Genomic DNA, 22,477 nt, shown 5'->3' on the forward strand with positions numbered 1-22,477 from the left:
CCAAAGAAAGGAACCCATGTCCTATATCGCCAAAGTCATCCTCAGGGATGAAAAATCTTCTGCCGGCATCCCCTCTGAAGTGGGCGCTGAGTTGCATCTCCTGGACTCCGGCCTCGAGCTCAAGCTTGACGACGGTCGACAAGTTCTGCTCGAACTCGCGCAAGGCGCCTTGTACGCGCTCATCGCCAACAAAGCTTCCGCAGAGTTCTTCACCGTGAACATCCCGCGAGAAGAAGAGATCAGCATCGACCGCAGCGGGTACGACGAGCACAAGGTGCGATCCGCCCCATGATTTTTCAGAGTCTTCTGAAGCCTCTTCGTCGGCATCACCAGACAGGCATGGTTGGTCAGCACATCCTCGTGCGGCCAACGGACCTGTGCTTCAGCGGCGCCAAGACAGCTCTTCTGGACGCCGTTGCCAGGAAGCATGATGCCGACGACCCCTGGGAGCTCATCGATCTCCGAGGCGAGCGGTATCAGTCTTCGGCGCTCAACTCTCTCAGCGCTCGCGAGAAGCGATCCCCACGCTCCTTCCACAAGCTTGTTCTGATGAGCGCCGACCTTTCGTTCCAGACTCTGTTCGATACCACGCGTGCAGCCCAGAGCGGTGTCACCATCGCAATGACGGCCCGGCGCCCAGCGCGCTACCGGTTGGCGCTGGGGATTCAATTCGAAAGCGCCACCAAGCGGTTCGAGTACCGAGCGATGCGTACCTGGTCTGGTGTCTTTCGACTGGAGAAACGACATCCCGAGGTGAGCCAGGTTCCGACACCCGCGGAGCTACGGGCGCATTATGCCAAGGGAGGACACATCCATGACATCTGAAGTGAAGATCGGGCAGCCAGAGATCCAGCGAAGGGCGTACTGCGTCGAGATTGAAGTCTCCGACATGCTGGCGATTACCAACGCCGAACACGAAAACCTTTTCGACTATCACGACCAGCTCGTCTTCAGACTCGAAGGCGATGGCACCGCCAAAGATGCCGAGGTCAAATACGTCCACGGCGTCGAGTACAACGGTCACTTCGGCTCAGCGATCTTCTACTCTGTCGACGACGAGGACGATACGCCGGAACTCCACGATCAGGTCCGTGAGATCATCCGAGACCAGATCGAGAAGGCTCGAGAGTTGACCGCCGCGCCTGCTGCCCCCTCACCTTGACGCCGGCGGACACCGAGCCCATCGTTTGGTCACCGCAAGCCGCCGCCAAGAAAGTTCACCAGTATGAAATATATCGTTCTCCCTCTCCTCTTCGCGCTTGGCGCCTGCGCTTCTACCCAGGAGAAGTGCATCGACAGGGCTGGAGAGCGCTTGAATGCCATCCAGGAACGCATAGAGACCGCGGAAGGCAACATTGCCCGCGGCTATGCGATCCACGTCTCGGAGGAGCCCAGAGCCTCTGTGGGCTTCTGTACTGGCAACGGATATGGGTATGGCCGCGGTTACCACGGCAACATTGGCATCTCGACCTGCATCGGGACGGACAACGGCCCCCGCGAGCAAGCAGTGGCGATCGACGTCAGCGAAGAGCGCTCCAAGCTTGAGCAACTCAGGGAAGCTTTCGCCCGGGAGCAGGTGTCCTACCAAAAGCAGGTCAACCAGTGCCGAGCTGCCTTCCCTGAGTAATACTCCATCCAAGCGTCGCGACAACTAGGGTCAGGACCCATTGATTTGGTTGGGTGCGCGTGATTCACCCTTCGAAAACGAGCGGTGAACATGTCTGATCTTTTCTGGTTGAGCGATGCGCAGATGGCGCGTCTGGAGCCTTACTTCCCCAAGTCGCACGGCAAGCCCAGGGTTGATGACCGGCGTGTCCTGAGCGGGATTATCTTCATCAATCGCAATGGCTTGCGGTGGCGAGATGCGCCGAGGGAATACGGCCCGCACAAGACGCTCTACAATCGCTGGAAGCGTTGGAGCGACAGGGGTGTCTTCGCCCGGATCATGGCGGGGTTGGCGGCCGAGCACGGTGAGGAGACGACCGTGATGATCGACGCAACTCATCTGAAGGCCCATCGTACGGCGTCCAGCCTGGGCGTCAAAAAGGGGGGCGTGGGCGTTTGATTGGCCGAACCAAAGGCGGCATGAATACGAAGCTGCACGCGATCTGCGATAGCCAAGGCCGACCCATCGACCTGTTCCTGACTGCCGGACCCGTCAGCGACTACATCGGGGCGCGTGCCCTGGTCAGCGGGTTGCCCAACGTGAAGTGGCTGCTCGGAGATCGTGGCTATGATGCCGATTGGTTCAGAGAAGCCTTACAGGACAAGAAGATACGTCCTTGCATCCCGGGCCGGAAGAAACGGAAGACGCCCGTCCGGTATGACAAGCGCAGATACAAACGTCGCAACCGGATCGAGATCATGTTCGGCAGGCTCAAGGACTGGAGGAGGGTTGCGACCCGTTATGACCGCTGCCCGCAAACCTTCTTCTCAGCAATCGCACTCGCTGCGACCGTAATCTTCTGGCTTTGAGAGAGAACGAGTCCTGACCCTAGGCGTTGACTACGCCGGTGCGCCTTCCATTCTCTGAGGTATCCGGATTGCTTGAGGAGATTGATCACATTCCGTCGAAATGCAGAGTTGTCTTTACCGTGTCCATTGCGATGTTTGCCCTCATGGCTGCGGGTTGTGTAGGCAATGCGAAACCACCCGCGCTTTCGGGTGTGTCCTGGGTGGCCACGCAGGTCGACGGCAAGGCTCTAAAAGTAGATCAGCCCCCGACGATCCAGTTTCAGGATGACGGCCGCTTCTCGATGTTCGCCGGCTGCAACACCCATAACGGCCAGGCCGAGATCACCGACACCATGTTCATGCTCGATGGCCCCATGGCCAGCACCCGGAAACTATGCTTCGAGGATTGGCGTACGCAACTGGAACAGGCCATGGTCGACGCGCTGGGCGAGGCGGAGGGCTATGTGTTGAATGGCCCCAAGCTCACGCTGACCAACGCAAGCGGCGTGCCCCTGGCCTCCTTCACCGCATCCGAATAGTGAGTCACCCCCAGCAAAAGGCACGCCCAGCGCGGACGTGCCCTCCTACGATATCGGGTTAACGTGCCTTAGGCTGCCTTAGAAGCCGGCTTCCGGGCTGCTGCCCCACGCGCGGTCTTCGTAACGGTCTCCTCGGCCTTCTCAGCAGCGCCAGCCGACACTGCGCCCATCTTCCCGCCAGCGTCCTGTGCGACTTCGAAAAGTGCCGACGCTGTGCTCTGCGCGAGCTGCATCTGCGCCTGCATGAAGCCGGTGAATGCCTCTCCATATGCCGACGGCTCACGGACCTCGGCCAGTGCTCGCATGTTGCCCAGCGTTTCCTTGGTTGAGGCGGTCAGCACATCCGCAGACTTCCCCGCGGCATCAAGGGTGACTTGACTGAGGTTGGCACTGTAATCGGCGGCCGTTGCCATCCCGCCCTTTGCGAGGTCCGGATTACAGATGTTGGGGATCGAGCTGAACATTTTTGCGAATTCGTTCTGAACCGTCATGAGGTCCTCCTATGGGGTTCCGCGTGGTCCCAACATACATGGATGCTGCACTGCAGCATTTCAACCTCCTTCTGGCTCCATTCTGCGTTGCTGCGGTAGCGTTGACCTATGGGATCGTCGAAGGCGACACAATTTTTCGACTTCTCAAGTCGTGCTCGCCACCTCAATATCGGTTCTGTCGACAGGGGGGTCAGCAATGGGTTCTCTAGAAGATTGCGTTCTATGGAGAGAACCGGAAGCCACGGTTACCAAGCCTATGGCCGATCAATTTGGCCTGCGCAAGACTTTCGCGAAACAAAGTCATTGGTGGCGGTACCTGCTGGAATGCCGGTGCTGCGGTCAACTCTATGGCTTTGAGTTCTACGAAGAAGTCGATTGGGAAGGCGGACAAGACCCGCAATACTCGACATGGGTGCCACTAAGCTCAGACGCCGAGATCGAGGCTCTGAAAGCGTCTGCTCCGGGACAGCTAGCGGAATTTGTTCCCAGGCTATGCAAGGACTGGCCGAAAGGCCAGGAGAAGCCCAAGCTCTACTGGATCAAGGGGTAGCGCAATGAAGCATCAAGACCGGGGTTGGCTCGAATGCGGAACAACTGCTCTTGTGGTCATCCTCTCTCTTAGTGCCCCCGCCTTTTGCCAATCAGGCGATGGCACGCACCTGGACGCGCCTTTCCAAGTGATCGTCAAGCCTACGATGTTCGAGGGCTACAGCGCAGGAGAGAAGATCAAGCCGGATCAAAGAGAAGCTTTCACAGCGTTGTTCTCCTCGATGATGGAGGGCGAGCCACCTCGATACTTGTCCTGTCAGTATGTAAACTCTCGGGGCGAACAAGTGGGCTGGTATGGATTCTGGAAGGATTCCCCTCCTGAGAATATCGAAGATATGCTGAAAATGGTGGAGCCGAAGCATCCACTACAGACCATCAGCCTTAGCGCTCTCTCAGCATGTCCACAGACCATGTCCGAAGCCGCGGCGATCTCCGGGAGTGAAGGGATCGTAGCTGCTCAGGTTGGGACTACCGGAGAGAAAACTCCGGCGGCACCGGATACTGAGCTTGCAGAGGAGGTGGCAAAAGGTCTCTCCCTACTCCTAGGGAAAGCGATTGAGAACGCCGTGTCACCACCTTCAATGCCCGAACAGGACGGTGCGCCGGCTTGCGGGAGGGAATTCCAGATCAGCCCTTCGCGCAGACCCTGTGGCAATCGATGGCAGCCAAGCGGGAGCTGGCCCGCTGAACTCTGGTGCTATACCGATTTCAGCTTCCAAGTTGGGGGCAATCCCGGCGCCACGTTCTGTACGAACGGCAGGGGCGACGGTTGGCAGATGACAGGCATTCTTAACAGGTGCGCTGGCGTCGAAGGTTGGTGTAATCAGTAACCTCTACTGGTCTCCGCATTTGTGTTCCCGCGTGAAGCCCGCGAACGCTTGGCCATATGCCGCCGGCTCACGCACCTTTGCCAACTCGCCGATATAGCCCAGCGTTTCCTTCGTCGAGGAAGTTATCACGTCTGTCGGCTTCGATGCCCCAGCGCAGCATCTCAGCCAACGCCGACAAACTTCCCTTTTGGACAGTATCCAGATACCATGGCTTTCCAATTAGCCGATTTTCACAAGCTGCCTCTTACGACTATTGTTCGACACAAATTTGCATTGAATCTTGGACATGACACCCCCCTCCTTCGCAGACACCTACGAGAACTTCGTGCAGAGCGATGCGTTTGCAACCTGGGCTTCAGACCCCTGCGTTGCGCGATCCTTGCTGAGCAAACTCCACGGGATGGCCTTGTACGCAGGTGACTATCTGACCCTCAATGTGTTCGAAGGCTACAGCGAGGAGGACCTCGATCAGTGGGCACAGAGTATCGGTCGCGCATTGGGGCGAGAGGGGGGCGATCCATGGAGCGGCGCCTCGTCTGATGAGGAGAAATTTCGAAACATCATCGCGGCTCTAAGATACATCGACGAATACCTCAGGTCCCAACCACAACTCCTTTCAGATGACGATCTTGAAGAATTCACCTGTTCAGACGGGGCTTATGTTGTCCCGTGTCGGAATCCCAAGGACTTCTTCAAGATCGGGCGTAGCTTCCGGCGACGAGGCATGAAATACCATCGGATCATCCCTGGAGAGATCGAGCTCCTTAAAATCCGGCTCCATATCAGTGATGACTTTTGCGACCTAACCGCGGACCGCGGGGACCGGCGCCTCGTCGGAGCGGCAATTTTTCCGAAGGTCCAACTAGAGTGCACCGATACCGTTACCACGGACGGCAAACTGCGGTTCATAGCTGATGACATCTCGAGCCCAGACCAAGATTACGGACACATCATCGACAGCCACCACTCTGAAGCCGTCAAACACAAGTGTGACACGCTAATCTGGCCGGAGCTCACAATGCCACCCAGTCAGGTCACTCGACTAAAACGCGCCCTTGCTGGCGACCCTCTGATCGGTGAACGGCCACCTGTCGTTGTTACCGGAACATGGCACGAGCAGGTCGATGGCAAGTTCAGGAACCGCGGACATGTCTTGGACGGGCGAGGCCGAGAGCAGCTTCACTTTGACAAGGTGCTCGCATACATGCAGCGGGACAATGGTCGAAGTGAAGACATCGCCTCAGCGCAAGACGTTCCGCTTCTTTGGTGCGACGGAGAGCTGATCGCTTTCTTCACATGTCTCGACTTTTGCCATGTAGAGCGCATCAAGTTCCTAACTCAATGCGACTTTTCTCTGGCGCTCGTGCCATCAATGGGCGGACTATCGACGGTCGCCTCCCACAAAGCGCAGGCCGCCCATTTGGCCAGCTTGAGGAAGACTCCGGTCGTCGTCGTACAGCAGATCTCTTTTGACGAGACGCAGCCAGACGCGCCGGGAAATGGCTACATCGTACTCGATCCGCCTCAGGCACTTTCCGCCTTCATAGATGGCGCTCGCGTCGAAAGCCAATTTACTACCTTTTACATCCCCGCCTCACCTGCTATGGAACCATAAATCGTTGTAAATCGTTGAGACGCCGCCTACCATCATTGTGACGAAAGAGGCCGGAACATGAGTGAACTTGAAGCCCTCGCCAATGGCGAAATGGATGCAACCGAGGCCCGCCCCCTTCTGGCAGAGCTCCTGTCGGCCGACGACACTCGCATGCCACGCAAGATCTACAATGCCTTGGTCCGCTTGGCGTATACGATGCTTGCTGAACGACGCTTCGGAGATGAGCTTCGATCTTGGCATCGGCTAATCAAAGACATCTCGGCAAGGCTTAGCTTGACAGCGTCTGATGGGGAGAACGCGCCCATCCACTCCGACATCTCGATTCGCCTAGAGGGCCTCGCCGACGTGGTGAAGGTCGCCGCGACTCGCGATGATGAGATTGCACAAGACGTTACGCGACTGATGACCCGAGCTCACGTGCCAGAAATCCTGACTGCACTGCAGCGAGCGCACCCCACCCCCTTGGAGAGAAGTGTTCTAGCCGGTCAACTAGAGATCAAGACGGCAAATCTTTCTCGCGTACTCGGGATGCTCAGCTCCGGAGGGCTTGTGGCGCGAAAGCCAGCTGGACGCTCAATCATTGTCTCCCTGACGTTGCTTGGCGAAAAGCTCGCCCCTAAGACAAGCGGGCCCCTCACGCCCGTCGCCGAAGCCATCCAATGCGCCGCGGTTCCGGCGCCTCTGCGCGCGGGGCCTGAACCTGTCACTATTGGCAACTTCGGCGGGAGCATGCCACCGCATGGCGCTTGGCCCGTCACGTTACCAGCGTCTCCGGCCGCCGCGGCGAGAGTCGCCAAGGTCCAATCACCAGGGGCTGAACTAAAATCTGACAACTTCGCGCCCAAGTATGAACTCCAGTCCCCTCTTTTTGCGCAGGGTAGCCCCACATTCCCCGGGCGGAGCAAGTAAATGGCTGACCAGAGTAGACCTGTTCTCAATGTCAGCGGATCCATCGCAGAAAGCCTGACGACAGCAACCCGCGTCGATCTTGCCCTGACGACGACCTTCGCTAGAAATTCAGATAATCAAGATGTGTTGCTGCCCCTGCTCGACTGTCGGCTCATAGGTAAACGCGCTCTATCGGACGCTGAACCCGCAGCGTTCTTCTCTGGTATCCTCTCCTTGGACAACGGAGCCTACATCACTGCGATGCTGGTGGACGAACTCGCGCGTTCACTCGATCACCTCGCTGCTCTGACAGAAGGCCCCGCAGTGAAGCATGAACTCGATACGGCGCAAATTCGTGAGTGGCTTCGGAATGCGACGACAAGGCTGCAACATGCGGAGAGTCTGCTGGATAGCATCGATGCCGCCAGTTCCGGCTGAACGCCACCTTCTGACGCGATCTTTCCCGAAATCTCTTTCAACACCAGTAGCGAGACCGATACCAACCGGCACTTGCGCCGACCCACCAAACAACCACATGAATGAGGCACCAAATTTCAGGATCCTCATGCCTCGTAATCGCTACTACTCTGGCCCCGTCAGCGCACACTTCGATGGGGAGAGGTTCCAATCTCCCGGTCATCATACTGACCGCTCTTTCAAGGACCTTCTGAAATGGCACCGGAGTGGGCAGCGGGCAAAGTGGCCGACGCATGTCTCAATCACGCCGGCCGTCCCTGTAGAGCGCAGCCAGGCGCCGCGGATCACGATGATCGGCCACGCTTCTGTCTTGATCCAGGTTGCCGGCCTGAACATCCTAACGGACCCTGTCTGGTCTAATCGTGCTAGCCCCTTCAGCTTCGTTGGCCCCAAACGGGTCACCGCACCCGGGATCGACTTCGAAAAGCTGCCTCCGATCGATGTCGTGCTGGTCAGCCATAACCACTATGACCACCTGGACGTCGCCACCCTGAAGCGACTGCAGGCGCGCCACAGCCCGCAGATGGTGATGCCACTGGGGACAAACGTCACCGTGGGGCGTGCGGTGCGAGGCGCCAAGATCATGACCGGGGACTGGCACGACCAATTCGAGATCGGCAACGGTGTCAGCGTCGTCCTCACGCCCGCAAACCATTGGTCCGCCCGAGGCCTTGGCGATCGCCGCATGGCCCTATGGAGCGGCTTCTGGATCAAGACCCCTCGAGAAAGCATCTGGTTTGCCGGGGACACCGGCTACGGGGACGGCGCCATTTTTCAGAGTCTTCGTGCCCGATACGGCGCGCCAGACATCGCCCTCATCCCGATCGGGGCCTACGAGCCGCGATGGTTCATGGCACCGCAGCATGTTGCTCCCGAGGAATCCGTGCAGATCTTCAACGATATCGGAGCTGGCCAGGCACTTGGCTTTCATTGGGGGACGTTCCAGCTCACCGATGAGCCCCGGGATGAGCCCTCCGAACTGCTTGCGCAAAGCCTAGAGGCTGCAGGCATTCCCCAGCACCGCTTCTGGGCATTTGGACCGGGAGAAGTCTATTTGCCGTTCTGAATCGTGGCCGTCACATGCCCACCCTCGGACGTATATCCGTCGGCTGCTGGAAGGTCTCGATTTTCAGAGTTTTCGGGTCCATCACCCCGATGTGGAACGCTTTCCATTCACCGTGGTCGTAGTTCTCTGAAATCTCATCCCAGAACTCCCCAGTGTCGAGTTCGGCATCTCCGTCGTAGGCGAACGTGTTGGCCACGTAGAGCACCATGCTATGGCGGTCGGAGAAGGCACGCATGACCTCCTCATCGTTGCTGTCCGAGGTATTGACCACATAGACCTCCGCCCGATCCTCTCGAGCGGCTGCCGCTTCAGCCTCAGTGAGCCGGGGCTGCTCAAGCAAGTCCCGAATGTCTGCCATCGTATCGGCCATGTGTGGACCGAACTGGGCCAGCTTCGGGTTATCCCAATCTCCTTGCATGCGGGCCTCAATGGCCTGAAGGATATCCTCTGCGGTGTGAACTTTGGTCATTTAAATTCTCCTGATCTTGCGAGGAGATGTGCCAACGGTGGCAAGGCGCCAGCCATGACTTCCCCCACGGAACCCATGCAAGAAATCTGAAATTTACCCCGAGGTGTCATTTTACTGAGCACTAGGAAAGCTCAAGAATATGAAGAATGACGACCACAACATCCTGTTCTACGGAGACCCGCACGGCAACTACGACCCTCTGATCACCGCCTGCCATGAAGAGCGACCCGACACGGTGCTCATTGTCGGTGACATGACCGGCCCCAAAGATGGCCCCGACCGCATCGTGCCCATTCGGGAAGCGATTGCACCGCTTCTGCGTGACGGCATCGAGGTCATCTGGACCCACGGGAACCACGACACCGACTCCGAAGAAATCTTCGATGCCACCTTCGGCAGCTACCCCGAAGGCCACCTTCACGGCGATGTCCGCACACTCGCCGGCTCAGACCTCCGCATTGGTGCGCTGGGCGGGGTCTTCCGCGGAACGATCTGGTTTCCGGAGATGAACTACGAGGATGCGGCCCGCTTCGACAGCCCGGAGCACTTCTTGTCTGAGACGACCTCCCGTTGGCGGGGGGATCTGCCGCTGCGCCATTGGAGCTCGATCTTCCCATCAGACGCCGAACGCATCCGCAAGCTGGGTGCAGACATCTTGCTGACCCATGAGGCGCCTTCAAGCATGACGAAGCACGGATTCATGGCACTCGACCAGCTTGCCGACGACATGGGGGCCCAGATGATCGTACATGGACACCACCACACCACCTTCCGCGGACAGCTGATGAACGGTCTCCATGTTTGCGGCCTGGCGAAGGCTGAGCCCTTCCGGATTAAATTGCCTCGGAAGGAGATTTGCCCGGGCGCCACACGGGACAGCGATGACACCCGGGCGACCGATCACTCTGGGGAAATGGCCGGCCTCAGCACACGAGGATACGCGCACTATGCGTCCCTATGAGCACAAGTGACGCCACACGACAGTGGGTAGACTTGCACCAAAACTGAAACGTGGCTTTCCTGTGACATGTTTGTTGGAGGGGGCCACCTTGGAATGTCTGTTCTACCTCGTCACAACTGCATGGCTCTGCGCTGCTTTTTCACCCGCATATGCCCAAGCGGTCCCGCGCTATGATGCGATTGGATATTGCGATCTTGTCGCAGAAACGGTCGGGGGCAGCTACGTCATGAAGAATGGCTGCCTCGAGCAGGAACAAACCGTCTACAACGGCCTGAAGGCGCGCTGGGCGTCCATTCCGGGGCGGGCCGGCAGCTATTGCGATGAGGTCGCCCACAGTATCGGCGGAAGCTACGTGATCCTGGAAGGGTGCATTCAACAGGAAGTCGGCGCATCCGGCAGTACGCCAAGCTTCAAATACTGACAGATTGCTCCATGATCACCTGGATGGCTGCATCTTGCACCGCATCCAGTGATTTTTCAGGCTGTTCCAGCTATCGCGATCTAGCCTGATCTCACCGATCGTATCCCAATCGGAATTCAGCTGATCCGCCCAATAGCTTGCGGACTTGTCGATGGAGCCTCCGACGTGGCCCGCGAGATGCGCTCGATTGAGTGTCTTGAGGACCGCAGGGCGCCCTCCATCAAACATGACAGGCTCCGCCAGTCTTAGGTCATCGTCACCGACCACTTTGCAGAGCATGAGTCCAACCGTTTCCGGAAGGATGTCTTTGTCGAAAGGAAGTGTCATTGAGATCCTTCTGGTTTCTATCGGTCTCTGAAGACCACAAGCGGCACGTGCAGGAAACCGGCAGTGAACAGCATGCTTGAGAGAACTGGGGCGCCGTACATCGTCTTCATGACAAACGCTGAATAGGCATATAGGAAGCCTTTGATCGCCGAGAAGAACCATGGCGGATAGTAGAAATGGCTCCCGATCCGCCGCCGCGATGTGCGGTTCCCCTTCACGACCCAATAGCAGACTAGCGACATCACGCATGCACTCAGGAGGCCATCCCGGCTCCACTCCAAGAGGTCGCTAAGGATGATTAGCGACATAGATCCAACGAACAGGGCCTCAATGATTTCGAAGATGGCAACCCGATACCGAAAGTCCATTAGGCTGCGACCTGCTCTTCAAGACAGGCATGCCGGCTATATTCGAGATAACTGACGCCACCCACGAGAAGAAAGCAGAATTCTGAGAAGAACCCGAGCGCAAACAGGTAGCCGGCGCCGACGATCACCGCGATGCCCAGCAGCGCCCTGACGTTGTGATCACCCCTGAAATAGTCTTCGCCCTCCCTCCAGCGACCGGCAACCATAAGGACGATGAACGTCGCCCATCCCGCATAGTGGATATTCAAGAGGTCGAACGTGTCCATGAAAACGTCACGCAAGACGCTGACCACCATGAACGTTGTGAAGCTGACGTCTCCCCAGTTGAGTGCGCTCCGACGTTTCTTGTCCAGTTGGGAGGCTTCCACTTTCGTCATTCGTCGTATCGTCCTTTCAAGATCAGTTGGAGGTCTCGCCGGCATTGCCGAGGGTTGCGCAGCAGAAAAGGCAGAAAGCAGCCGACATGGCGAAGAAGCCCACGACCGGATCATTCTCAGCGAACGCCCAGCCACTGACGACTGTCAGGATGACTGTTGGCGCCCAGACATTCTGCGCCATGATCTCGACGTACCTATCCCCAGCCCGAGTTCTGAGCAGCCAAACCGCAACGGCGAACGCCGCTCCGATACCACCAAATTTCGCCAGCGCCGCATAGTCGCCCGAGCTTACGTGCTGCATGAGACCTGCGGCGAGGCCGAGGAACATGCTGACTTCGTACATGCACACGGCGATCCGGCGAAACTCGTTCATGGGTGACCTCATCTATTCTTTTTAAATAATAACCAGATCAGCCAAGGAGTGTCAACATTTTATCCTTCCGGAAGAACGCTGCAGCACATGTCCTTCTAAGGTCTGTAGGGCGCGAGCGTCCGAACTAGATCATCCGCGGCATCTTCCTTTGCTTCCGGCGTCGGCGCGGCCCGTACGTGCGTGAGAAGATAGCATCCGCTGACCCCTTCGAGCCAGATAACGACCGAGTGCCCGGACAGGATCTGCGCTTTGCTGCGGGTAACCGTTTCCACTGGCGTATCCTGGCCGTCGAGCTTGACCATGACGGGTGTACCCACTGGATGCTCAGAATTCCACTCATCGCAGGTGCGCTGCATCTCCTGCTGCATCTTCTCTGCCTGGATACGCCGTGCGCGTTTGGTGATTGCCATTCGTTCAGACTCCTTTTTCGTTGCCGTCGCGAGCTAAGTAGTGGCTACCCATGCTTCTTTCGATCGATGACCACAGGAAGGTTCAGAAGAGCGCTCAGGAGGGCTGCAGAAGCGGCCAAAGGTGCCTCAAACCTGACCTGGACGTATAGAGCCCACCAAAGGGTGCAGACGAAGCGCATGATCGCGAAGCCCCTCGCCCTGTCTCCCGCGTAAAAGGAGTCACCGTCTCGTTTGGTGGTTCTCATCCATCCGACAACCAAGATGCCGACGACAAAGAGGTAGAATACCGCGTTTCCGTAGCCCTCTCCGGTCCCTTCGCCAATGCGGTGCACTGCAAGCAACGCGAAGGAGCCGACGAGCAGGATCTGCGTGCAATCCAACAGCGCTTTTCGAACTTCAAGACGCATGTCGCTCACCATCTTTCTTCCAGCTTGGAATAGTAGAGGCCACAGATCGCAAACTGCTTGACATGGCCTCAACTAACTTACTGGTTCTCCTGACCCTTTTTGAAGGTGAAGTTCGGCACATCCATGTCGAGCAGTCGATCGGTCGCGTTGGCGATCGCATCCGCATCGAGCACCACCATCGCACCTGTCACGTAGTCAAAGAAAAAGTCCGGGCAGTCGCCGCCGCTGTAGTAGACGCCGTCCAGCGCCATGGCCTTGGTCGGGACCGCGTACTCACCAGTCCACTCGCCGAGGTCGGCACTGACCTTCTTGATCTCCTCGGGCGGCGTCATGAAGGTACAGACGCTCTGGGGGTAGCTCGAAGAGGTGTAGAAGCCGAGGATTTCACCCGTGCCGCGCGAGCGCTCGTAGACATACCAGACCTTTCCCGGCTCGTCGGTGCGGCGCATGAATTCGGCCAAGTTCTTGCGCGCTTGGAAGTTGGTTGTGTGGGGAACCGGTACGGCGGCGGTGGCGCGTGCCTTCACGTCCAACTGTGCCGCAACGTTGGCCTGCTCGGCCTGCTTGGCCGCGGAGGGGATCGGCGGGGACGACATGGCCCAGGCGGTACTGCCGAAGATGGCGAGGAGGGTAAGAGCGGAGAGAAACTTTTTCATGAAATTCAGCCTTTGCAGTTTGTGAGGTTCGTGCCGGTGAAGGGAGTGCGGTCAATGCTCGGCGGCAGCCCGGCATCCTTGAAGCGCGCAGATGTGTAGGCCTGGGCGGATTTGGCATTGTACTCGTTCACCAACTGAGCCCTGGCAGCGTGCTGCGCGGTGATGGCGGTTGCCTTCTGCTGATCGTTCATCGAGGTATTTGCCTCGAGCGCGAGGATCTGGTCTTCCTTCGTTTGCACACTCTGGCAAAGGGCGAAGAACTCTTCGTAGCGTTGAATGCGCGAGGGAGCGCTCTCGATCTCGACTTCAGCGTCAGATTTTCCCCGGATCGGGGCTGTCGCGCCGCGATACCAGAGACCGAAGAGGTCGAGCCCGACAGTGAGGCCGATCACAGCCGCCAGGGCAACGATGCCGACGGCGACTTTGGCGAGGGTGGACATGACTATTCCTTTCTGAATCCTTGCAAGATCAAGGCACGAAGCCCATCTTTCCTTGCTTGAATACGGCCCCCACCAGCAAAGGTCAACATTCTATTCTTTATTTTTAAGAACAGTCCTCACATGCCCCATTCCGTCACCTAGCCAGCCGAGGCCAGTAGCGCCCACGATTGCGAGAACCATCATGCCAGCAAGCAGGGGAAGCCCCTGAAGAAGAGCGAACACAAAGATACCCGTGAAGAGAGCCGCCTCCACATATCGATACACCGCATCCACGCCGACATCAGCCTTAGGATCATCGGCAAGCACGACCTCATGGTACCAGGCCACACCGACCCAGAGAATCAACAGGGCCATAATCAGGGAAAGCGGCCATGCGCCGATGTTCACGAGGAAGATGCCAGCCATCGTCAGCGCGTGAATACCCCCTGCGTCATGCAGTGTTCTGAAAAGCTTGTACTTGTTCATGAATCGTCGTCCTCTTTGAAAATCGGCCAAGCCTTCTGGAAGGCCTCGGTATCGTCTTCCCAGTCGGTTCCCGAAGAGGTGCAGACAAGGCAGACCCCGCGGGCATGCCGATTGTGCTTCATCGTGGCAGCCTTGCGCAGCTGCTCGGCGATCGCAGGCCAATGGTTGACCTCGCCTTCCTTCTGGCATTCCTGACCAAATTGATCGCAAGCCTCTGCCGCGTCCTTGAGGTTTTTCAGAGGAATGTAGGAAAGCTCCCGGGTCATCATAAGTGCGAGCATCTCATGGCCCTGCAGGCGCCCTTCGTCGAAGAGGTCCCAGAGCTTCTCGGAACGCTTCCCACCCAGGGGATCACGGTCCCCGAGATACTTTTCAGAGAGATGGTCCCAGCAGGCCGGCCCCGACCCCCAACCATTATCGAACTCGGCCAGATGGGTCAGAGATTTTCCGTTGACGATATAGAGATCGCTCGTGCTCATTTCGGGCGGCCCCCATCCGCCGGGCGGGCGCCAATGCGGTCAATGAAGCCCGGACGCAGCTCATCCAGGTACGCGACGATATGAGCGATCTCATTCTCCTCGACACGAGCGGTAAAGGAAAGGTCTTGGCGGATCAGGCTCACGAGGTTCGCATCATCGTAGAGCGGATCAGCCTCATCACACTCGGATTCCTCCACGGCCTCCGTGAAATCCCATCCCGCAGCGAAAGAGAGTTCGATGTTCTCTTCCTCTTCCCACGCAAGCCAACTACGCAGGTCAAACTGCCCCAGAAACTCGCCTTGCTCTCCGACCAGGGATGCTAGAACCGGCAAGCCACCAATATCCTCTGGGCGCACCCAGACACTGTGCTCGTCGGCCTCGTAAAAGGCGAACTTCAGGTTGGCGATCTCTTCGGAATTCAGAGTATCTGCCAGATCGATATCCTCGGGGTCGACCTCAACCCAGCTCCGGTCCGCCTTGCGCACCACATTCGGCTTCGTGGTTGACCGAAGAATCCAGCGGTCTTCACGCTCACTGGCAACCGGCTGGCGCCCGAAGGTCTGGTGCAGCAGGCTCGGATCCGCTTCCAGGCGATCGGCCATGGCACGCAGGGCGGCGGAGGCCTTCTCAGCAGTGAAGCCAACACCGCCCTCGTCCATCATGCCTTCGATCGGCAGCAGCATGGGATAGTGAAGTTTGAAGCTCATTTGGTGGTCCTTGAATTGAGAATGGGGCGATCAGCTTTCAGAGTGCGCATCCATCCCCCGCTTGAGGATGGATGCTTCTGCCAGATCAGGTGGCTCTGTCCGCCCTGACGACCTTGGTCTCGATTTCGCTGATGGCCTTGGGAAAGCCCTTGGCCTTGTAGACGAACGAGAAGTCGAGCACGTCACGTTTACCTACATTGTTCGGCTCGCTCACAATGCCCCGTTCTACGAGCGCCTCCATGATCTTGCCAGCGTACTCGCGCGAGCACTTCAGCCTCAGCTGCAGAAACGAGGTGGACGCCCTGTTGTGAAGTGCCACGATCTCGGCCGCTGCTTCGATATCATGCAGCATGGGCTCAGTCGGCTTCGCACTCGCGACCTGAGGGAGACTCAGCGTCACGTCACTGGTCCCGTCTCCGTTGTCCACGACAGTCTGCACCACCTCCTGAGTGGCGGCAGCTTCAGTTTTGACGACTTCATGCGCCCAGCCCTGCTTGTAGTCGCAGAAGGGGCAGATCCAGCCGTTCACAGTCGGGATGAGGGCACCGAGATCACCGTAGGCACTGCCGTGCTTTCCATCGCCGCGGTTGGCGCATGTGTAGGGGTGATACTTCCCGTCCATCTGGCGTTTTCCGAGCTTCACCACATCCTCCGGAGAGAAAACCTGAACCGGAGCGGTTTCGGGCGATTGGGCCGAAGGAAAGATGGCCTCCATGTCATCGAACATCGGACCCAGAACGTTCTTCATCATCCGCGTGCGGTTGCGCACAGAGAGCTGCGACCAGGGCACGACGTCACCATCGTCGTCGATTTCCTCGTCCCAATCTTCGGCGGCAATCTCAGAGGCCGCATCTGCGACGATACGCATTGCAACGGCGAGCGGAGCAGACTTGCCTTCCCGAAGAAGCGTGGTCTCGTCCACCGCCTTGATGACGCCAGCCAGCAGGTTCGAGCAAGCCGCGCGGTAGTCCTTTTCGGTGCCTTCTTCAGCAGCACCCGTGATATTTCCCAGGTGCATGTGCCCGGCCTCGACAAGCATCTCTCCCAGGCCCTCGATCAAATCATCTGCCGGCCCCAGAAGCTCAGACCACCTCTCAGCCTCCGCACGCGCGTCAGACAGTTCCGCTTGCAGTTGCCGGATGATCGCGTGGCCCTCATCCAGGGCGCCAAGTACCGTGCCCGTGGTCAACCCAGGTGAGGACTTGCCGTGAGGCGCGATCGAGGGCTCATCGTCCCACGCGGCATGAAAGCGGAAAACTTGAACGTCAAACGAGTCGACGCGATCCTTGATGTCGAGAGGCATGAAGCTATCCTTTTGCTTGCCTGAATGATGACATGAAAAAGAATAGCATTCAACAGGATAATTCTTTAGTGAATGGTCGCCACTCGATCATCCAACCGCCGGAAGCGATCGGCGAAGGTTTCTTTCCTTTTATCCTCCAGCAGCGGCACCGCAGTCGGCAATTCTTCAGGTTCCACCTTCGGCTGAGCAGGTGCCTGCGCGCGTGCGGGAACCCACACGAAAAGCATTGCGAAAACGGCACACCAACCGCCCAGCGCGAACAAGGCGACATGGCCGATGAACTCGTCCGGTCTGCCTAGGTAGACGCCCAAAGTGAAAGGCATCAGGAGACCGCCGAAACCCAGCGTTTTGACAACCCGCGCCCAGCGCTCGAATTCGAACAGCATCTTCATGGCGACGGCACTCCCGGGACGTAGTCACAGAAGTAGTCGCACCGGGAACCTTCATCGGCTGGGCGATGATTGGCCTCTTTGGCCAGATAGAGGAGTTTGCCGTCCTCGACAGGGTCCTCGCAATCCAACGGAGCCTCGTAGATCGCCAAGTCCTCTACCCATGTAGGCCACTCTGGATCGCATTCGGCCTCGGCTTTTGCGATCAGCTCCCGCATCTCAATCAGCGCAGCGCTCAAGCTGGCTTTCGGGCGCACTTGGTCCCCGTCGTCAATGTAAATTGCCATTGGAAATCCTACTCTCTGAAAATTAGGCGGCTTGTGCAAAATCAGGAACCTTTTCGAGCCACTCCGAGAGCTCTTTGCCCTCCATGACCCGCTCGGCCTCCAGGCGGTCTGTCATATCCAGAAGAAGCTCTTCATTGTCTTCAAGCACCATCTGAGCGAGCTTTTCGGCCGAGTTGAGACGCTTGGCCACCAGACCTCTGTTCTTTTCAGAGTTCAGCCACTCGTGATCCGGGCCATTCGTCCAGATCATACTGCTCCCCCCGAGTCCCAGCCTGGCCTCGATACTCACAGCGATCTTGGTTGCCCGCGCGAGGTCTGATTTTGCGGAGCCCCCCGCGCCACCCGTGCGAGTTCCGGTAACCAGTTTTTCTGCTTCCCGACCCGCTAGAAGGACGGCCATTTCGTCTTCATAGTCCTCGACCAGCCCCTCCAGAGGCGGCCCCTCGATATAGGCAGCACCACCCCCGCTCTGCCGAGTCACTAGACGTTCCGCATCTCCGCGCCCGAGGGCCTTGGCGACAATGGCATGACCGACCTCATGGGCCGAAACCCGTCGTAGGATATCCTGACGTCTTGAGCGGTGCGGCGACAGCTCTTTGCGCACGTCTTCCCAATTCAGGTCGCGCCCTGAATGGCGAGCTTCCGACCTTGCCTTTCGGACTGCACCATTGATCCGCGCGGGCGTCTCCCCCAGCGCATAGGTCACCAGCGGCTCCACGTCGAAATCGGTTGGAAGGCAGTTTTTTAGGATTTGTCGGCAAGCGGCCGACCCTGGCAGCATGACCTCCACCTTGTGATCAAGACGACCTTCGCGCAAAATCGCGGGATCGATGCTCTGAATGTTGTTGCACGCGCCCACGATCAGGACGCCCTCCAGGTCGTCACCATTCAGGTGTTGCAGGAAGGCGTTGATGACGGCCGTCCAATAGGACTTGTGGCGCTCTTCGCTCTCTCGTGAGGTAAAGCTGTCCATCTCGTCGATGAAGATGATGGAGGGAGCTGACGACTTCGCCTTGGCGAAGGTCTCGTTCATGGCACTCAGCGTGTCTCCAAGATGACCATGTTTCTGCCACGCCGAGTACCCCGCCTCGATCAGGGTGGCTTGCGGCACTGACCCGGCAAGGGCCCGCGCCATCCATGTTTTCCCGGTGCCCGGCTCACCATGGAGCAAGATCGACCGCACCATGTCACTCCAAGCAAGATCGCCATCGATGTAGGCCTGAAAATCCGCTGCCAAGCGACGAAGTTCGACCTCCGCCTTCCCCTGACCCTGAATGTCCTCGAGGGTGATCGAGTGCTTCGGCGATCGCTTCTTCACAGCCTTTTTCAAGGCATCGACGCAGCGATCCATATCCCTCTCCCGGAAGATGCTGAGCACGTCCGCAATCGTGACGCGCGCAATATCCTGATCTGGCAATGAGGACACGCTCGCGAGAGCCTCTGGATACTCGACCTCGTAGAAGTGAGCGGCCAGGACTGCGAAGATGTGGCGATCAAGGTCTCCCAAGTCATAGGCGGCCTCCGCGTCAGCGCCGAAGGATTCCACCAGAAAAGAGCTATCTGGGACAATGACGATGAGAGGCCAGTCACGGCTCTTCGCCCATGTCTTTCGAACATTGGCCGCGAGTTCCTCCATCACATAAGCGCGTGAATTGATCTGCTCCTTCACCCGTTCAAGAACCGGTGCGACAAGAAAGTTGCCGTCCTCTGGAGTTTTATGTTTCTTGGTGAGGTGATCGAGCGCATCGGCGAGGGAGTACACCTTGCAGCCAAGCAGGTCATAGATACCCTCCCTCAGTGCTTGGACGGCATACTCCTGCAAGATCCCGGGGCATCCCGTTACCCAACTCAGGGCGCCGGGGCTCATTGCCCTGTGCACACCTTCCCGGCCCCCAAGGGCACGAACCATAAATGCGCATAGAATACTGGCGGCAGTAGATGGATAGGCAACCTCCTCATCCGGAGATTTGGCGTCTCTGCTTTCGCCGACATCACTCGCAGCCAACTCCGCCAACCTCGGAGAGGCATGCAAACCCATCCTGATCTCCCTGGTCTCCCTCGCGATGTCACCTGATGTGCTTGAGGGTTCCCCGATGAATTCAAGGGCGCTTCCACAGAAGTCGACCCAATCAGGGGATTCCGTACTGGAGCATTTCGAGAGGTTTTCTTGGGGTGCATGTTTTGTCATTGGTTCAGGCTCCGGTCTGTTTTCTTGAGCATCGCGATCCTCCGGTGCACCGCCGCCTCCGGGACACCGAAGGTCTCAGCCAAGGCAACGATGTCCCCGCTCAACTGGGACAATTTGAGGCGGAAGGCCGGCTCCGGCATCAACAAGGCCGCGGCGAAGTCGTTGGCCTCGTTGTCCATCTGGTTGTCAGAAATGACATCGGGCGAGATCGTCTCGGGACCGAAGGCCGCTTCTCCGGCCACGACAGACTCTGAAATCTGCGGGAAATCTGCCGGAAGCGGATCCTGGCGCGCGATACCGCGCCCACCCACTCCATAGCAGATGGGACACCGCTGGAACCTGATGGGGTCAACACCGGCAAAGCGATGCCCAGTCCCCCTACAAGCCCAGCAGATTTCCCGACGGGAGATGACAGACGGGTATTCGATCCGGCTCACGGCGTCATCCCTGTGACAGGTTGCGACTGCTGCCGACGGGACTTCACCTCGAGGTCTTCGAAGCCAAGGCTGTCGCGCAGGAGATCGACCATCTCGAGCGCACGCTTCAGCTTCCGATCTAGCGTGGTTCGATCCTGCGGAACGTCATCCTCATCGAGCACGACAATGCCACCGGTCTTGGACATGACCACCTCCCAGCCTGGAGGGAGTTCACCTTCGAGAGTATCGACCGTCATGTTTTTGGCCAGAGAGACAAATTGCGTCACCTGTTCGGAAAGCTCTTCATGGGGCGACTTCAGCTCCGAACCTTTCCCAGCCATCGCATTCAACGCCCGGCGGGCGGTGGTGTAACTGCTTTCATAGGGGACGCGGAACGCGATCGCCTGAGCGAGATAGTCCAGCCCCCGCGGGTGAGCCATGATGACACCGGCCGCTTCCTCGAGATGCGCATCCGTCACCTTTTTCCTGCAGGGTTCGACTGTCACTGCACTCGACACCCTGTCTTCCATCGAGCGGATCGTCTCCGCATTGAGGCCGAAGAACTTGTTCAGATCGGCTGCAAGCTCAATGAGGTCTACCCAGTCCTGATCCTGAACCAGCTCGGCCGGCATGACGCGCTGGTTGTCGCCATCATAGACGCGCAGGAACTCGAGATTGCACACGCAGCATCGCCATCCGCTCGGGAGCTTGCGCGAAACCAGCTTGCTCAGTGCCGACTGATCTCCGTCGCCCAGGACGACATCGGTGAGCCGCGCAAGCTCGTCCTTGAAGCTCTCTTCCTCAGGCTCTTCGGGGGCTGCCACTGGCTCTTGAGGCGCTGCCTCAACCATTGTCCGAAGGGTCTCATAGCTTTCCGAGGCATCGCACATGTCCGACAGCAGGCTGTTGTCGTTGGTGCGCCAGTCCCGGTCTGCCTGGATGCGGACGGTGATCTCCTGCAGCTTGTCTGCAGCGGACAGAAGCTCTGCGTTGATCTCCATCGGAACGAGCTGCACCAGCGCGCCAACGATCTTTTCGAAGTGATCCTGAGCGGCCTCCATCAGGGGCTCCGGCGTCTTTGAAAGAGGAACATGGAGGTCCCAGCTTGGGCAATAGAGGTCTTCCTCTTCCTCGAAGCGGATGATGTACGAGGAGCTGAGCTCGGGAACCTGGCAAATCAGAGAGCGCTCATCACCAACGATCGGTGTCCATTCGAGCTTCTTTGCCTTGGCGCCAGTGTGTCGCAGAATATCGATGGTATCAGCGGCAATGAGTTCGGTTTCGCGCCCACCGACACCGCGGCGAAGGAAGCTTGCGGTGTTTCGTGATCCCGTCAGGAGATCCAGTTTTTCTTCAGCTGTGAGATTGCTCTGCATGGTCGTCTATTCCCCGTTGTTCGATAGCGGCCGGCTGCGCGTCCGCTCCGGCCATGAATGGTGCGTGCCGTCCTGTCAGGAAGGCATGATTTCTTGTCAGGTCAGGCCTTGGCGATTTCAGAGGGCATCCCGGAGGTGTTCTCGATCTTGTCGATCTCCTGCGACATCTTCTCCGCAAGATGCAGCCGGAAGGCATCCACCTCTTCGCTGAGATCTCCAACAGGCCCTTTGCTGCCACCATTCACCTCAGCCTCGAAGCCTTCGATGAAGTCCGCCATGGTTCGCATTACTGCAATCTCATGCGCGCGAAGGAGGTGGCCGAGAGCGGTGATATCCGAAAGAGCAACCTCGCCGACCCCCGGGATCAGCACGGCGGTGCCATCACCATTGAGAGGCACACAATCCAGAAGCAACTTCTTGTATGTGCTCTCACGCTCTATGAGTTCCCGGATAGCGAGACCGATACCTTTCCAGCCTACGTAGGGTGGCTCGCCGGTGAAGGGAGTTCGAAGAACCGCCAACTCTTCGACGTGAGTAGCCGCTTCTGCCTCGAGGCGGCGCACCTTGTCGCGTTCGGCCGCCAGTGCCTTGATCAGATCGACAGCGATTTCCATCTCGATGGTGCTGTCAGGCTTGTCGAGACCGGCGATGACCTTCTCGATTGCCATCGGATTGGTGCGGATGCTGCCATCCGTGTTGTAGATCACGCCCAGGGGCTGTTTCTCAGAGGTCATCGCCATCTCTCTCGG

At 58.2% G+C, this 22,477-nt stretch carries 33 protein-coding genes; 14 read left to right on the top strand and 19 right to left on the bottom strand.

Annotated elements, in window-relative coordinates:
• Nucleotides 1-16: 16 nt before the first annotated feature.
• The 6 genes from G0D83_RS13205 (at nucleotide 17) to G0D83_RS13230 (ending at nucleotide 2,993) form a co-directional block, all read left to right on the top strand.
• Nucleotides 17-292, top strand: coding sequence for a hypothetical protein (locus G0D83_RS13205; RefSeq protein WP_164194711.1), 276 nt, complete (start codon nucleotides 17-19; stop codon nucleotides 290-292).
• Nucleotides 289-825, top strand: a complete 537-nt coding sequence (locus G0D83_RS13210; RefSeq protein WP_164194714.1) for a hypothetical protein — start codon at nucleotides 289-291, stop codon at nucleotides 823-825. The genes G0D83_RS13205 and G0D83_RS13210 overlap by 4 nt, the downstream gene beginning before the upstream one ends.
• Complete coding sequence (locus tag G0D83_RS13215) at nucleotides 815-1,162, top strand: hypothetical protein (protein ID WP_164194717.1); 348 nt, start codon at nucleotides 815-817, stop codon at nucleotides 1,160-1,162. Before G0D83_RS13210 ends, G0D83_RS13215 begins: the two co-directional genes overlap by 11 nt.
• A 63-nt stretch (nucleotides 1,163-1,225) precedes the next feature.
• Nucleotides 1,226-1,627 carry a hypothetical protein gene (locus G0D83_RS13220; RefSeq protein ID WP_164194720.1) on the top strand — a complete coding sequence of 134 codons (402 nt, stop codon included), beginning with the start codon at nucleotides 1,226-1,228 and terminating at the stop codon, nucleotides 1,625-1,627.
• 90 nt (nucleotides 1,628-1,717) lie between these two features.
• Nucleotides 1,718-2,475, top strand: a protein-coding gene (locus G0D83_RS13225; protein WP_157374241.1) for an IS5 family transposase whose coding sequence is annotated in 2 segments (ribosomal slippage) — nucleotides 1,718-2,039 and nucleotides 2,039-2,475 — 759 coding nt in all. Because the reading frame shifts where the segments join, the coding sequence is not laid out codon by codon here.
• Between the two features lie 68 nt (nucleotides 2,476-2,543).
• Nucleotides 2,544-2,993 (top strand): META domain-containing protein, encoded by a 450-nt coding sequence (locus tag G0D83_RS13230; RefSeq protein WP_164194723.1) that lies wholly within the window; start codon nucleotides 2,544-2,546, stop codon nucleotides 2,991-2,993.
• Between the two features lie 68 nt (nucleotides 2,994-3,061).
• Here the strand turns inward: G0D83_RS13230 and G0D83_RS13235 are convergent, their stop codons facing one another.
• A complete protein-coding gene (locus G0D83_RS13235; RefSeq protein WP_164194726.1) occupies nucleotides 3,062-3,484 on the bottom strand; it encodes a hypothetical protein in 423 nt (140 codons plus the stop codon).
• 196 nt (nucleotides 3,485-3,680) lie between these two features.
• Here G0D83_RS13235 and G0D83_RS13240 point away from each other — a divergent pair, with 196 nt between their 5' ends.
• From G0D83_RS13240 to G0D83_RS13265, 6 genes are all read left to right on the top strand, one after another.
• Nucleotides 3,681-4,034 carry a hypothetical protein gene (locus tag G0D83_RS13240; protein WP_164194729.1) on the top strand — a complete coding sequence of 118 codons (354 nt, stop codon included), beginning with the start codon at nucleotides 3,681-3,683 and terminating at the stop codon, nucleotides 4,032-4,034.
• A 4-nt stretch (nucleotides 4,035-4,038) separates the two neighbouring features.
• Nucleotides 4,039-4,863 (top strand): hypothetical protein, encoded by an 825-nt coding sequence (locus G0D83_RS13245; protein WP_164194734.1) that lies wholly within the window; start codon nucleotides 4,039-4,041, stop codon nucleotides 4,861-4,863.
• Nucleotides 4,864-5,149: 286 nt separating this feature from the next.
• The gene (locus G0D83_RS13250) at nucleotides 5,150-6,478 is read left to right on the top strand and encodes a hypothetical protein (protein ID WP_164194737.1); all 1,329 of its coding nucleotides are present in this window, start codon (nucleotides 5,150-5,152) and stop codon (nucleotides 6,476-6,478) included.
• Between the two features lie 57 nt (nucleotides 6,479-6,535).
• Nucleotides 6,536-7,387, top strand: coding sequence for a hypothetical protein (locus tag G0D83_RS13255; RefSeq protein ID WP_164194740.1), 852 nt, complete (start codon nucleotides 6,536-6,538; stop codon nucleotides 7,385-7,387).
• Nucleotides 7,388-7,804, top strand: coding sequence for a hypothetical protein (locus tag G0D83_RS13260; RefSeq protein WP_164194743.1), 417 nt, complete (start codon nucleotides 7,388-7,390; stop codon nucleotides 7,802-7,804).
• 328 nt (nucleotides 7,805-8,132) lie between these two features.
• Entirely contained in the window at nucleotides 8,133-8,909 is a 777-nt protein-coding gene (locus G0D83_RS13265) for an MBL fold metallo-hydrolase (RefSeq protein WP_235958079.1), read from the top strand.
• 10 nt (nucleotides 8,910-8,919) lie between these two features.
• Here the strand turns inward: G0D83_RS13265 and G0D83_RS13270 are convergent, their stop codons facing one another.
• A complete protein-coding gene (locus G0D83_RS13270) occupies nucleotides 8,920-9,378 on the bottom strand; it encodes a hypothetical protein (RefSeq protein WP_164194746.1) in 459 nt (152 codons plus the stop codon).
• Between the two features lie 139 nt (nucleotides 9,379-9,517).
• Here G0D83_RS13270 and G0D83_RS13275 point away from each other — a divergent pair, with 139 nt between their 5' ends.
• A complete protein-coding gene (locus G0D83_RS13275) occupies nucleotides 9,518-10,339 on the top strand; it encodes a metallophosphoesterase (RefSeq protein WP_164194749.1) in 822 nt (273 codons plus the stop codon).
• Between the two features lie 88 nt (nucleotides 10,340-10,427).
• Nucleotides 10,428-10,760 carry a hypothetical protein gene (locus G0D83_RS13280; RefSeq protein ID WP_203595603.1) on the top strand — a complete coding sequence of 111 codons (333 nt, stop codon included), beginning with the start codon at nucleotides 10,428-10,430 and terminating at the stop codon, nucleotides 10,758-10,760.
• Between the two features lie 15 nt (nucleotides 10,761-10,775).
• On the opposite strand, the gene G0D83_RS13285 is transcribed toward G0D83_RS13280, so the two are convergent.
• From G0D83_RS13285 to G0D83_RS13365, 17 genes are all read right to left on the bottom strand, one after another.
• Nucleotides 10,776-11,087, bottom strand: coding sequence for a hypothetical protein (locus G0D83_RS13285; RefSeq protein WP_164194752.1), 312 nt, complete (start codon nucleotides 11,085-11,087; stop codon nucleotides 10,776-10,778).
• Nucleotides 11,088-11,454: 367 nt separating this feature from the next.
• On the bottom strand, nucleotides 11,455-11,832 hold the full coding sequence (locus tag G0D83_RS13290) for a hypothetical protein (RefSeq protein WP_164194756.1): 378 nt from the start codon (nucleotides 11,830-11,832) through the stop codon (nucleotides 11,455-11,457).
• Nucleotides 11,833-11,854: 22 nt separating this feature from the next.
• Nucleotides 11,855-12,205 (bottom strand): hypothetical protein, encoded by a 351-nt coding sequence (locus G0D83_RS13295; RefSeq protein ID WP_164194759.1) that lies wholly within the window; start codon nucleotides 12,203-12,205, stop codon nucleotides 11,855-11,857.
• A gap of 95 nt (nucleotides 12,206-12,300) precedes the next feature.
• Entirely contained in the window at nucleotides 12,301-12,615 is a 315-nt protein-coding gene (locus G0D83_RS31895) for a hypothetical protein (protein ID WP_203595604.1), read from the bottom strand.
• Nucleotides 12,616-12,659: 44 nt separating this feature from the next.
• Nucleotides 12,660-13,034 (bottom strand): hypothetical protein, encoded by a 375-nt coding sequence (locus G0D83_RS13305; protein ID WP_164194763.1) that lies wholly within the window; start codon nucleotides 13,032-13,034, stop codon nucleotides 12,660-12,662.
• Nucleotides 13,035-13,099: 65 nt separating this feature from the next.
• Nucleotides 13,100-13,678: a hypothetical protein gene (locus G0D83_RS13310; RefSeq protein ID WP_164194766.1), complete on the bottom strand. Its 579-nt coding sequence runs from the start codon at nucleotides 13,676-13,678 to the stop codon at nucleotides 13,100-13,102.
• Between the two features lie 5 nt (nucleotides 13,679-13,683).
• Complete coding sequence (locus tag G0D83_RS13315; RefSeq protein ID WP_164194769.1) at nucleotides 13,684-14,118, bottom strand: hypothetical protein; 435 nt, start codon at nucleotides 14,116-14,118, stop codon at nucleotides 13,684-13,686.
• Between the two features lie 90 nt (nucleotides 14,119-14,208).
• Entirely contained in the window at nucleotides 14,209-14,583 is a 375-nt protein-coding gene (locus G0D83_RS13320; protein ID WP_164194772.1) for a hypothetical protein, read from the bottom strand.
• Nucleotides 14,580-15,062, bottom strand: a complete 483-nt coding sequence (locus G0D83_RS13325; RefSeq protein WP_164194775.1) for a hypothetical protein — start codon at nucleotides 15,060-15,062, stop codon at nucleotides 14,580-14,582. Before G0D83_RS13325 ends, G0D83_RS13320 begins: the two co-directional genes overlap by 4 nt.
• A complete protein-coding gene (locus G0D83_RS13330; RefSeq protein WP_164194778.1) occupies nucleotides 15,059-15,769 on the bottom strand; it encodes a hypothetical protein in 711 nt (236 codons plus the stop codon). Before G0D83_RS13330 ends, G0D83_RS13325 begins: the two co-directional genes overlap by 4 nt.
• An 85-nt stretch (nucleotides 15,770-15,854) precedes the next feature.
• Nucleotides 15,855-17,072, bottom strand: a complete 1,218-nt coding sequence (locus tag G0D83_RS13335) for a DNA translocase FtsK (protein WP_164194781.1) — start codon at nucleotides 17,070-17,072, stop codon at nucleotides 15,855-15,857.
• 65 nt (nucleotides 17,073-17,137) lie between these two features.
• Nucleotides 17,138-17,464, bottom strand: coding sequence for a hypothetical protein (locus G0D83_RS13340; RefSeq protein WP_164194784.1), 327 nt, complete (start codon nucleotides 17,462-17,464; stop codon nucleotides 17,138-17,140).
• Nucleotides 17,461-17,748 (bottom strand): hypothetical protein, encoded by a 288-nt coding sequence (locus tag G0D83_RS13345; RefSeq protein ID WP_164194786.1) that lies wholly within the window; start codon nucleotides 17,746-17,748, stop codon nucleotides 17,461-17,463. The genes G0D83_RS13340 and G0D83_RS13345 overlap by 4 nt, the downstream gene beginning before the upstream one ends.
• A gap of 22 nt (nucleotides 17,749-17,770) precedes the next feature.
• Nucleotides 17,771-19,570, bottom strand: coding sequence for an AAA family ATPase (locus tag G0D83_RS13350; protein ID WP_164194789.1), 1,800 nt, complete (start codon nucleotides 19,568-19,570; stop codon nucleotides 17,771-17,773).
• Nucleotides 19,571-19,932: 362 nt separating this feature from the next.
• Nucleotides 19,933-20,373, bottom strand: a complete 441-nt coding sequence (locus G0D83_RS32760; RefSeq protein ID WP_164194793.1) for an ImmA/IrrE family metallo-endopeptidase — start codon at nucleotides 20,371-20,373, stop codon at nucleotides 19,933-19,935.
• Nucleotides 20,370-21,728 (bottom strand): hypothetical protein, encoded by a 1,359-nt coding sequence (locus G0D83_RS13360; RefSeq protein WP_164194796.1) that lies wholly within the window; start codon nucleotides 21,726-21,728, stop codon nucleotides 20,370-20,372. Before G0D83_RS13360 ends, G0D83_RS32760 begins: the two co-directional genes overlap by 4 nt.
• Before the next feature lie 101 nt (nucleotides 21,729-21,829).
• Entirely contained in the window at nucleotides 21,830-22,468 is a 639-nt protein-coding gene (locus G0D83_RS13365; RefSeq protein WP_164194799.1) for a hypothetical protein, read from the bottom strand.
• Between the last annotated feature and the right edge of the window lie 9 nt (nucleotides 22,469-22,477).

Origin of the sequence: Salipiger sp. PrR003 (assembly GCF_010500785.1) — a bacterium.
GTDB lineage: Bacteria > Pseudomonadota > Alphaproteobacteria > Rhodobacterales > Rhodobacteraceae > Salipiger > Salipiger pacificus_A.

Bases quoted from the DNA above. Each gene is read 5' to 3' on its own strand.
- G0D83_RS13250 (WP_164194737.1), top strand. From the start codon at position 5,150: ATGACACCCCCCTCCTTCGCAGACACCTACGAGAACTTCGTGCAGAGC.
- G0D83_RS13310 (WP_164194766.1), bottom strand. From the start codon at position 13,678: ATGAAAAAGTTTCTCTCCGCTCTTACCCTCCTCGCCATCTTCGGCAGT.
- G0D83_RS13340 (WP_164194784.1), bottom strand. From the start codon at position 17,464: ATGAAGATGCTGTTCGAATTCGAGCGCTGGGCGCGGGTTGTCAAAACG.
- G0D83_RS13255 (WP_164194740.1), top strand. From the start codon at position 6,536: ATGAGTGAACTTGAAGCCCTCGCCAATGGCGAAATGGATGCAACCGAG.
- G0D83_RS13245 (WP_164194734.1), top strand. From the start codon at position 4,039: ATGAAGCATCAAGACCGGGGTTGGCTCGAATGCGGAACAACTGCTCTT.
- G0D83_RS13320 (WP_164194772.1), bottom strand. From the start codon at position 14,583: ATGAACAAGTACAAGCTTTTCAGAACACTGCATGACGCAGGGGGTATT.
- G0D83_RS13220 (WP_164194720.1), top strand. From the start codon at position 1,226: ATGAAATATATCGTTCTCCCTCTCCTCTTCGCGCTTGGCGCCTGCGCT.
- G0D83_RS13330 (WP_164194778.1), bottom strand. From the start codon at position 15,769: ATGAGCTTCAAACTTCACTATCCCATGCTGCTGCCGATCGAAGGCATG.
- G0D83_RS13360 (WP_164194796.1), bottom strand. From the start codon at position 21,728: ATGCAGAGCAATCTCACAGCTGAAGAAAAACTGGATCTCCTGACGGGA.
- G0D83_RS13270 (WP_164194746.1), bottom strand. From the start codon at position 9,378: ATGACCAAAGTTCACACCGCAGAGGATATCCTTCAGGCCATTGAGGCC.
- G0D83_RS13205 (WP_164194711.1), top strand. From the start codon at position 17: ATGTCCTATATCGCCAAAGTCATCCTCAGGGATGAAAAATCTTCTGCC.
- G0D83_RS13365 (WP_164194799.1), bottom strand. From the start codon at position 22,468: ATGGCGATGACCTCTGAGAAACAGCCCCTGGGCGTGATCTACAACACG.
- G0D83_RS13260 (WP_164194743.1), top strand. From the start codon at position 7,388: ATGGCTGACCAGAGTAGACCTGTTCTCAATGTCAGCGGATCCATCGCA.
- G0D83_RS31895 (WP_203595604.1), bottom strand. From the start codon at position 12,615: ATGGCAATCACCAAACGCGCACGGCGTATCCAGGCAGAGAAGATGCAG.
- G0D83_RS13265 (WP_235958079.1), top strand. From the start codon at position 8,133: ATGATCGGCCACGCTTCTGTCTTGATCCAGGTTGCCGGCCTGAACATC.
- G0D83_RS13325 (WP_164194775.1), bottom strand. From the start codon at position 15,062: ATGAGCACGAGCGATCTCTATATCGTCAACGGAAAATCTCTGACCCAT.
- G0D83_RS13240 (WP_164194729.1), top strand. From the start codon at position 3,681: ATGGGTTCTCTAGAAGATTGCGTTCTATGGAGAGAACCGGAAGCCACG.
- G0D83_RS13290 (WP_164194756.1), bottom strand. From the start codon at position 11,832: ATGACGAAAGTGGAAGCCTCCCAACTGGACAAGAAACGTCGGAGCGCA.
- G0D83_RS13215 (WP_164194717.1), top strand. From the start codon at position 815: ATGACATCTGAAGTGAAGATCGGGCAGCCAGAGATCCAGCGAAGGGCG.
- G0D83_RS13335 (WP_164194781.1), bottom strand. From the start codon at position 17,072: ATGCCTCTCGACATCAAGGATCGCGTCGACTCGTTTGACGTTCAAGTT.
- G0D83_RS13235 (WP_164194726.1), bottom strand. From the start codon at position 3,484: ATGACGGTTCAGAACGAATTCGCAAAAATGTTCAGCTCGATCCCCAAC.
- G0D83_RS13210 (WP_164194714.1), top strand. From the start codon at position 289: ATGATTTTTCAGAGTCTTCTGAAGCCTCTTCGTCGGCATCACCAGACA.
- G0D83_RS13315 (WP_164194769.1), bottom strand. From the start codon at position 14,118: ATGTCCACCCTCGCCAAAGTCGCCGTCGGCATCGTTGCCCTGGCGGCT.
- G0D83_RS13285 (WP_164194752.1), bottom strand. From the start codon at position 11,087: ATGACACTTCCTTTCGACAAAGACATCCTTCCGGAAACGGTTGGACTC.
- G0D83_RS13305 (WP_164194763.1), bottom strand. From the start codon at position 13,034: ATGGTGAGCGACATGCGTCTTGAAGTTCGAAAAGCGCTGTTGGATTGC.
- G0D83_RS13345 (WP_164194786.1), bottom strand. From the start codon at position 17,748: ATGGCAATTTACATTGACGACGGGGACCAAGTGCGCCCGAAAGCCAGC.
- G0D83_RS13295 (WP_164194759.1), bottom strand. From the start codon at position 12,205: ATGAACGAGTTTCGCCGGATCGCCGTGTGCATGTACGAAGTCAGCATG.
- G0D83_RS13275 (WP_164194749.1), top strand. From the start codon at position 9,518: ATGAAGAATGACGACCACAACATCCTGTTCTACGGAGACCCGCACGGC.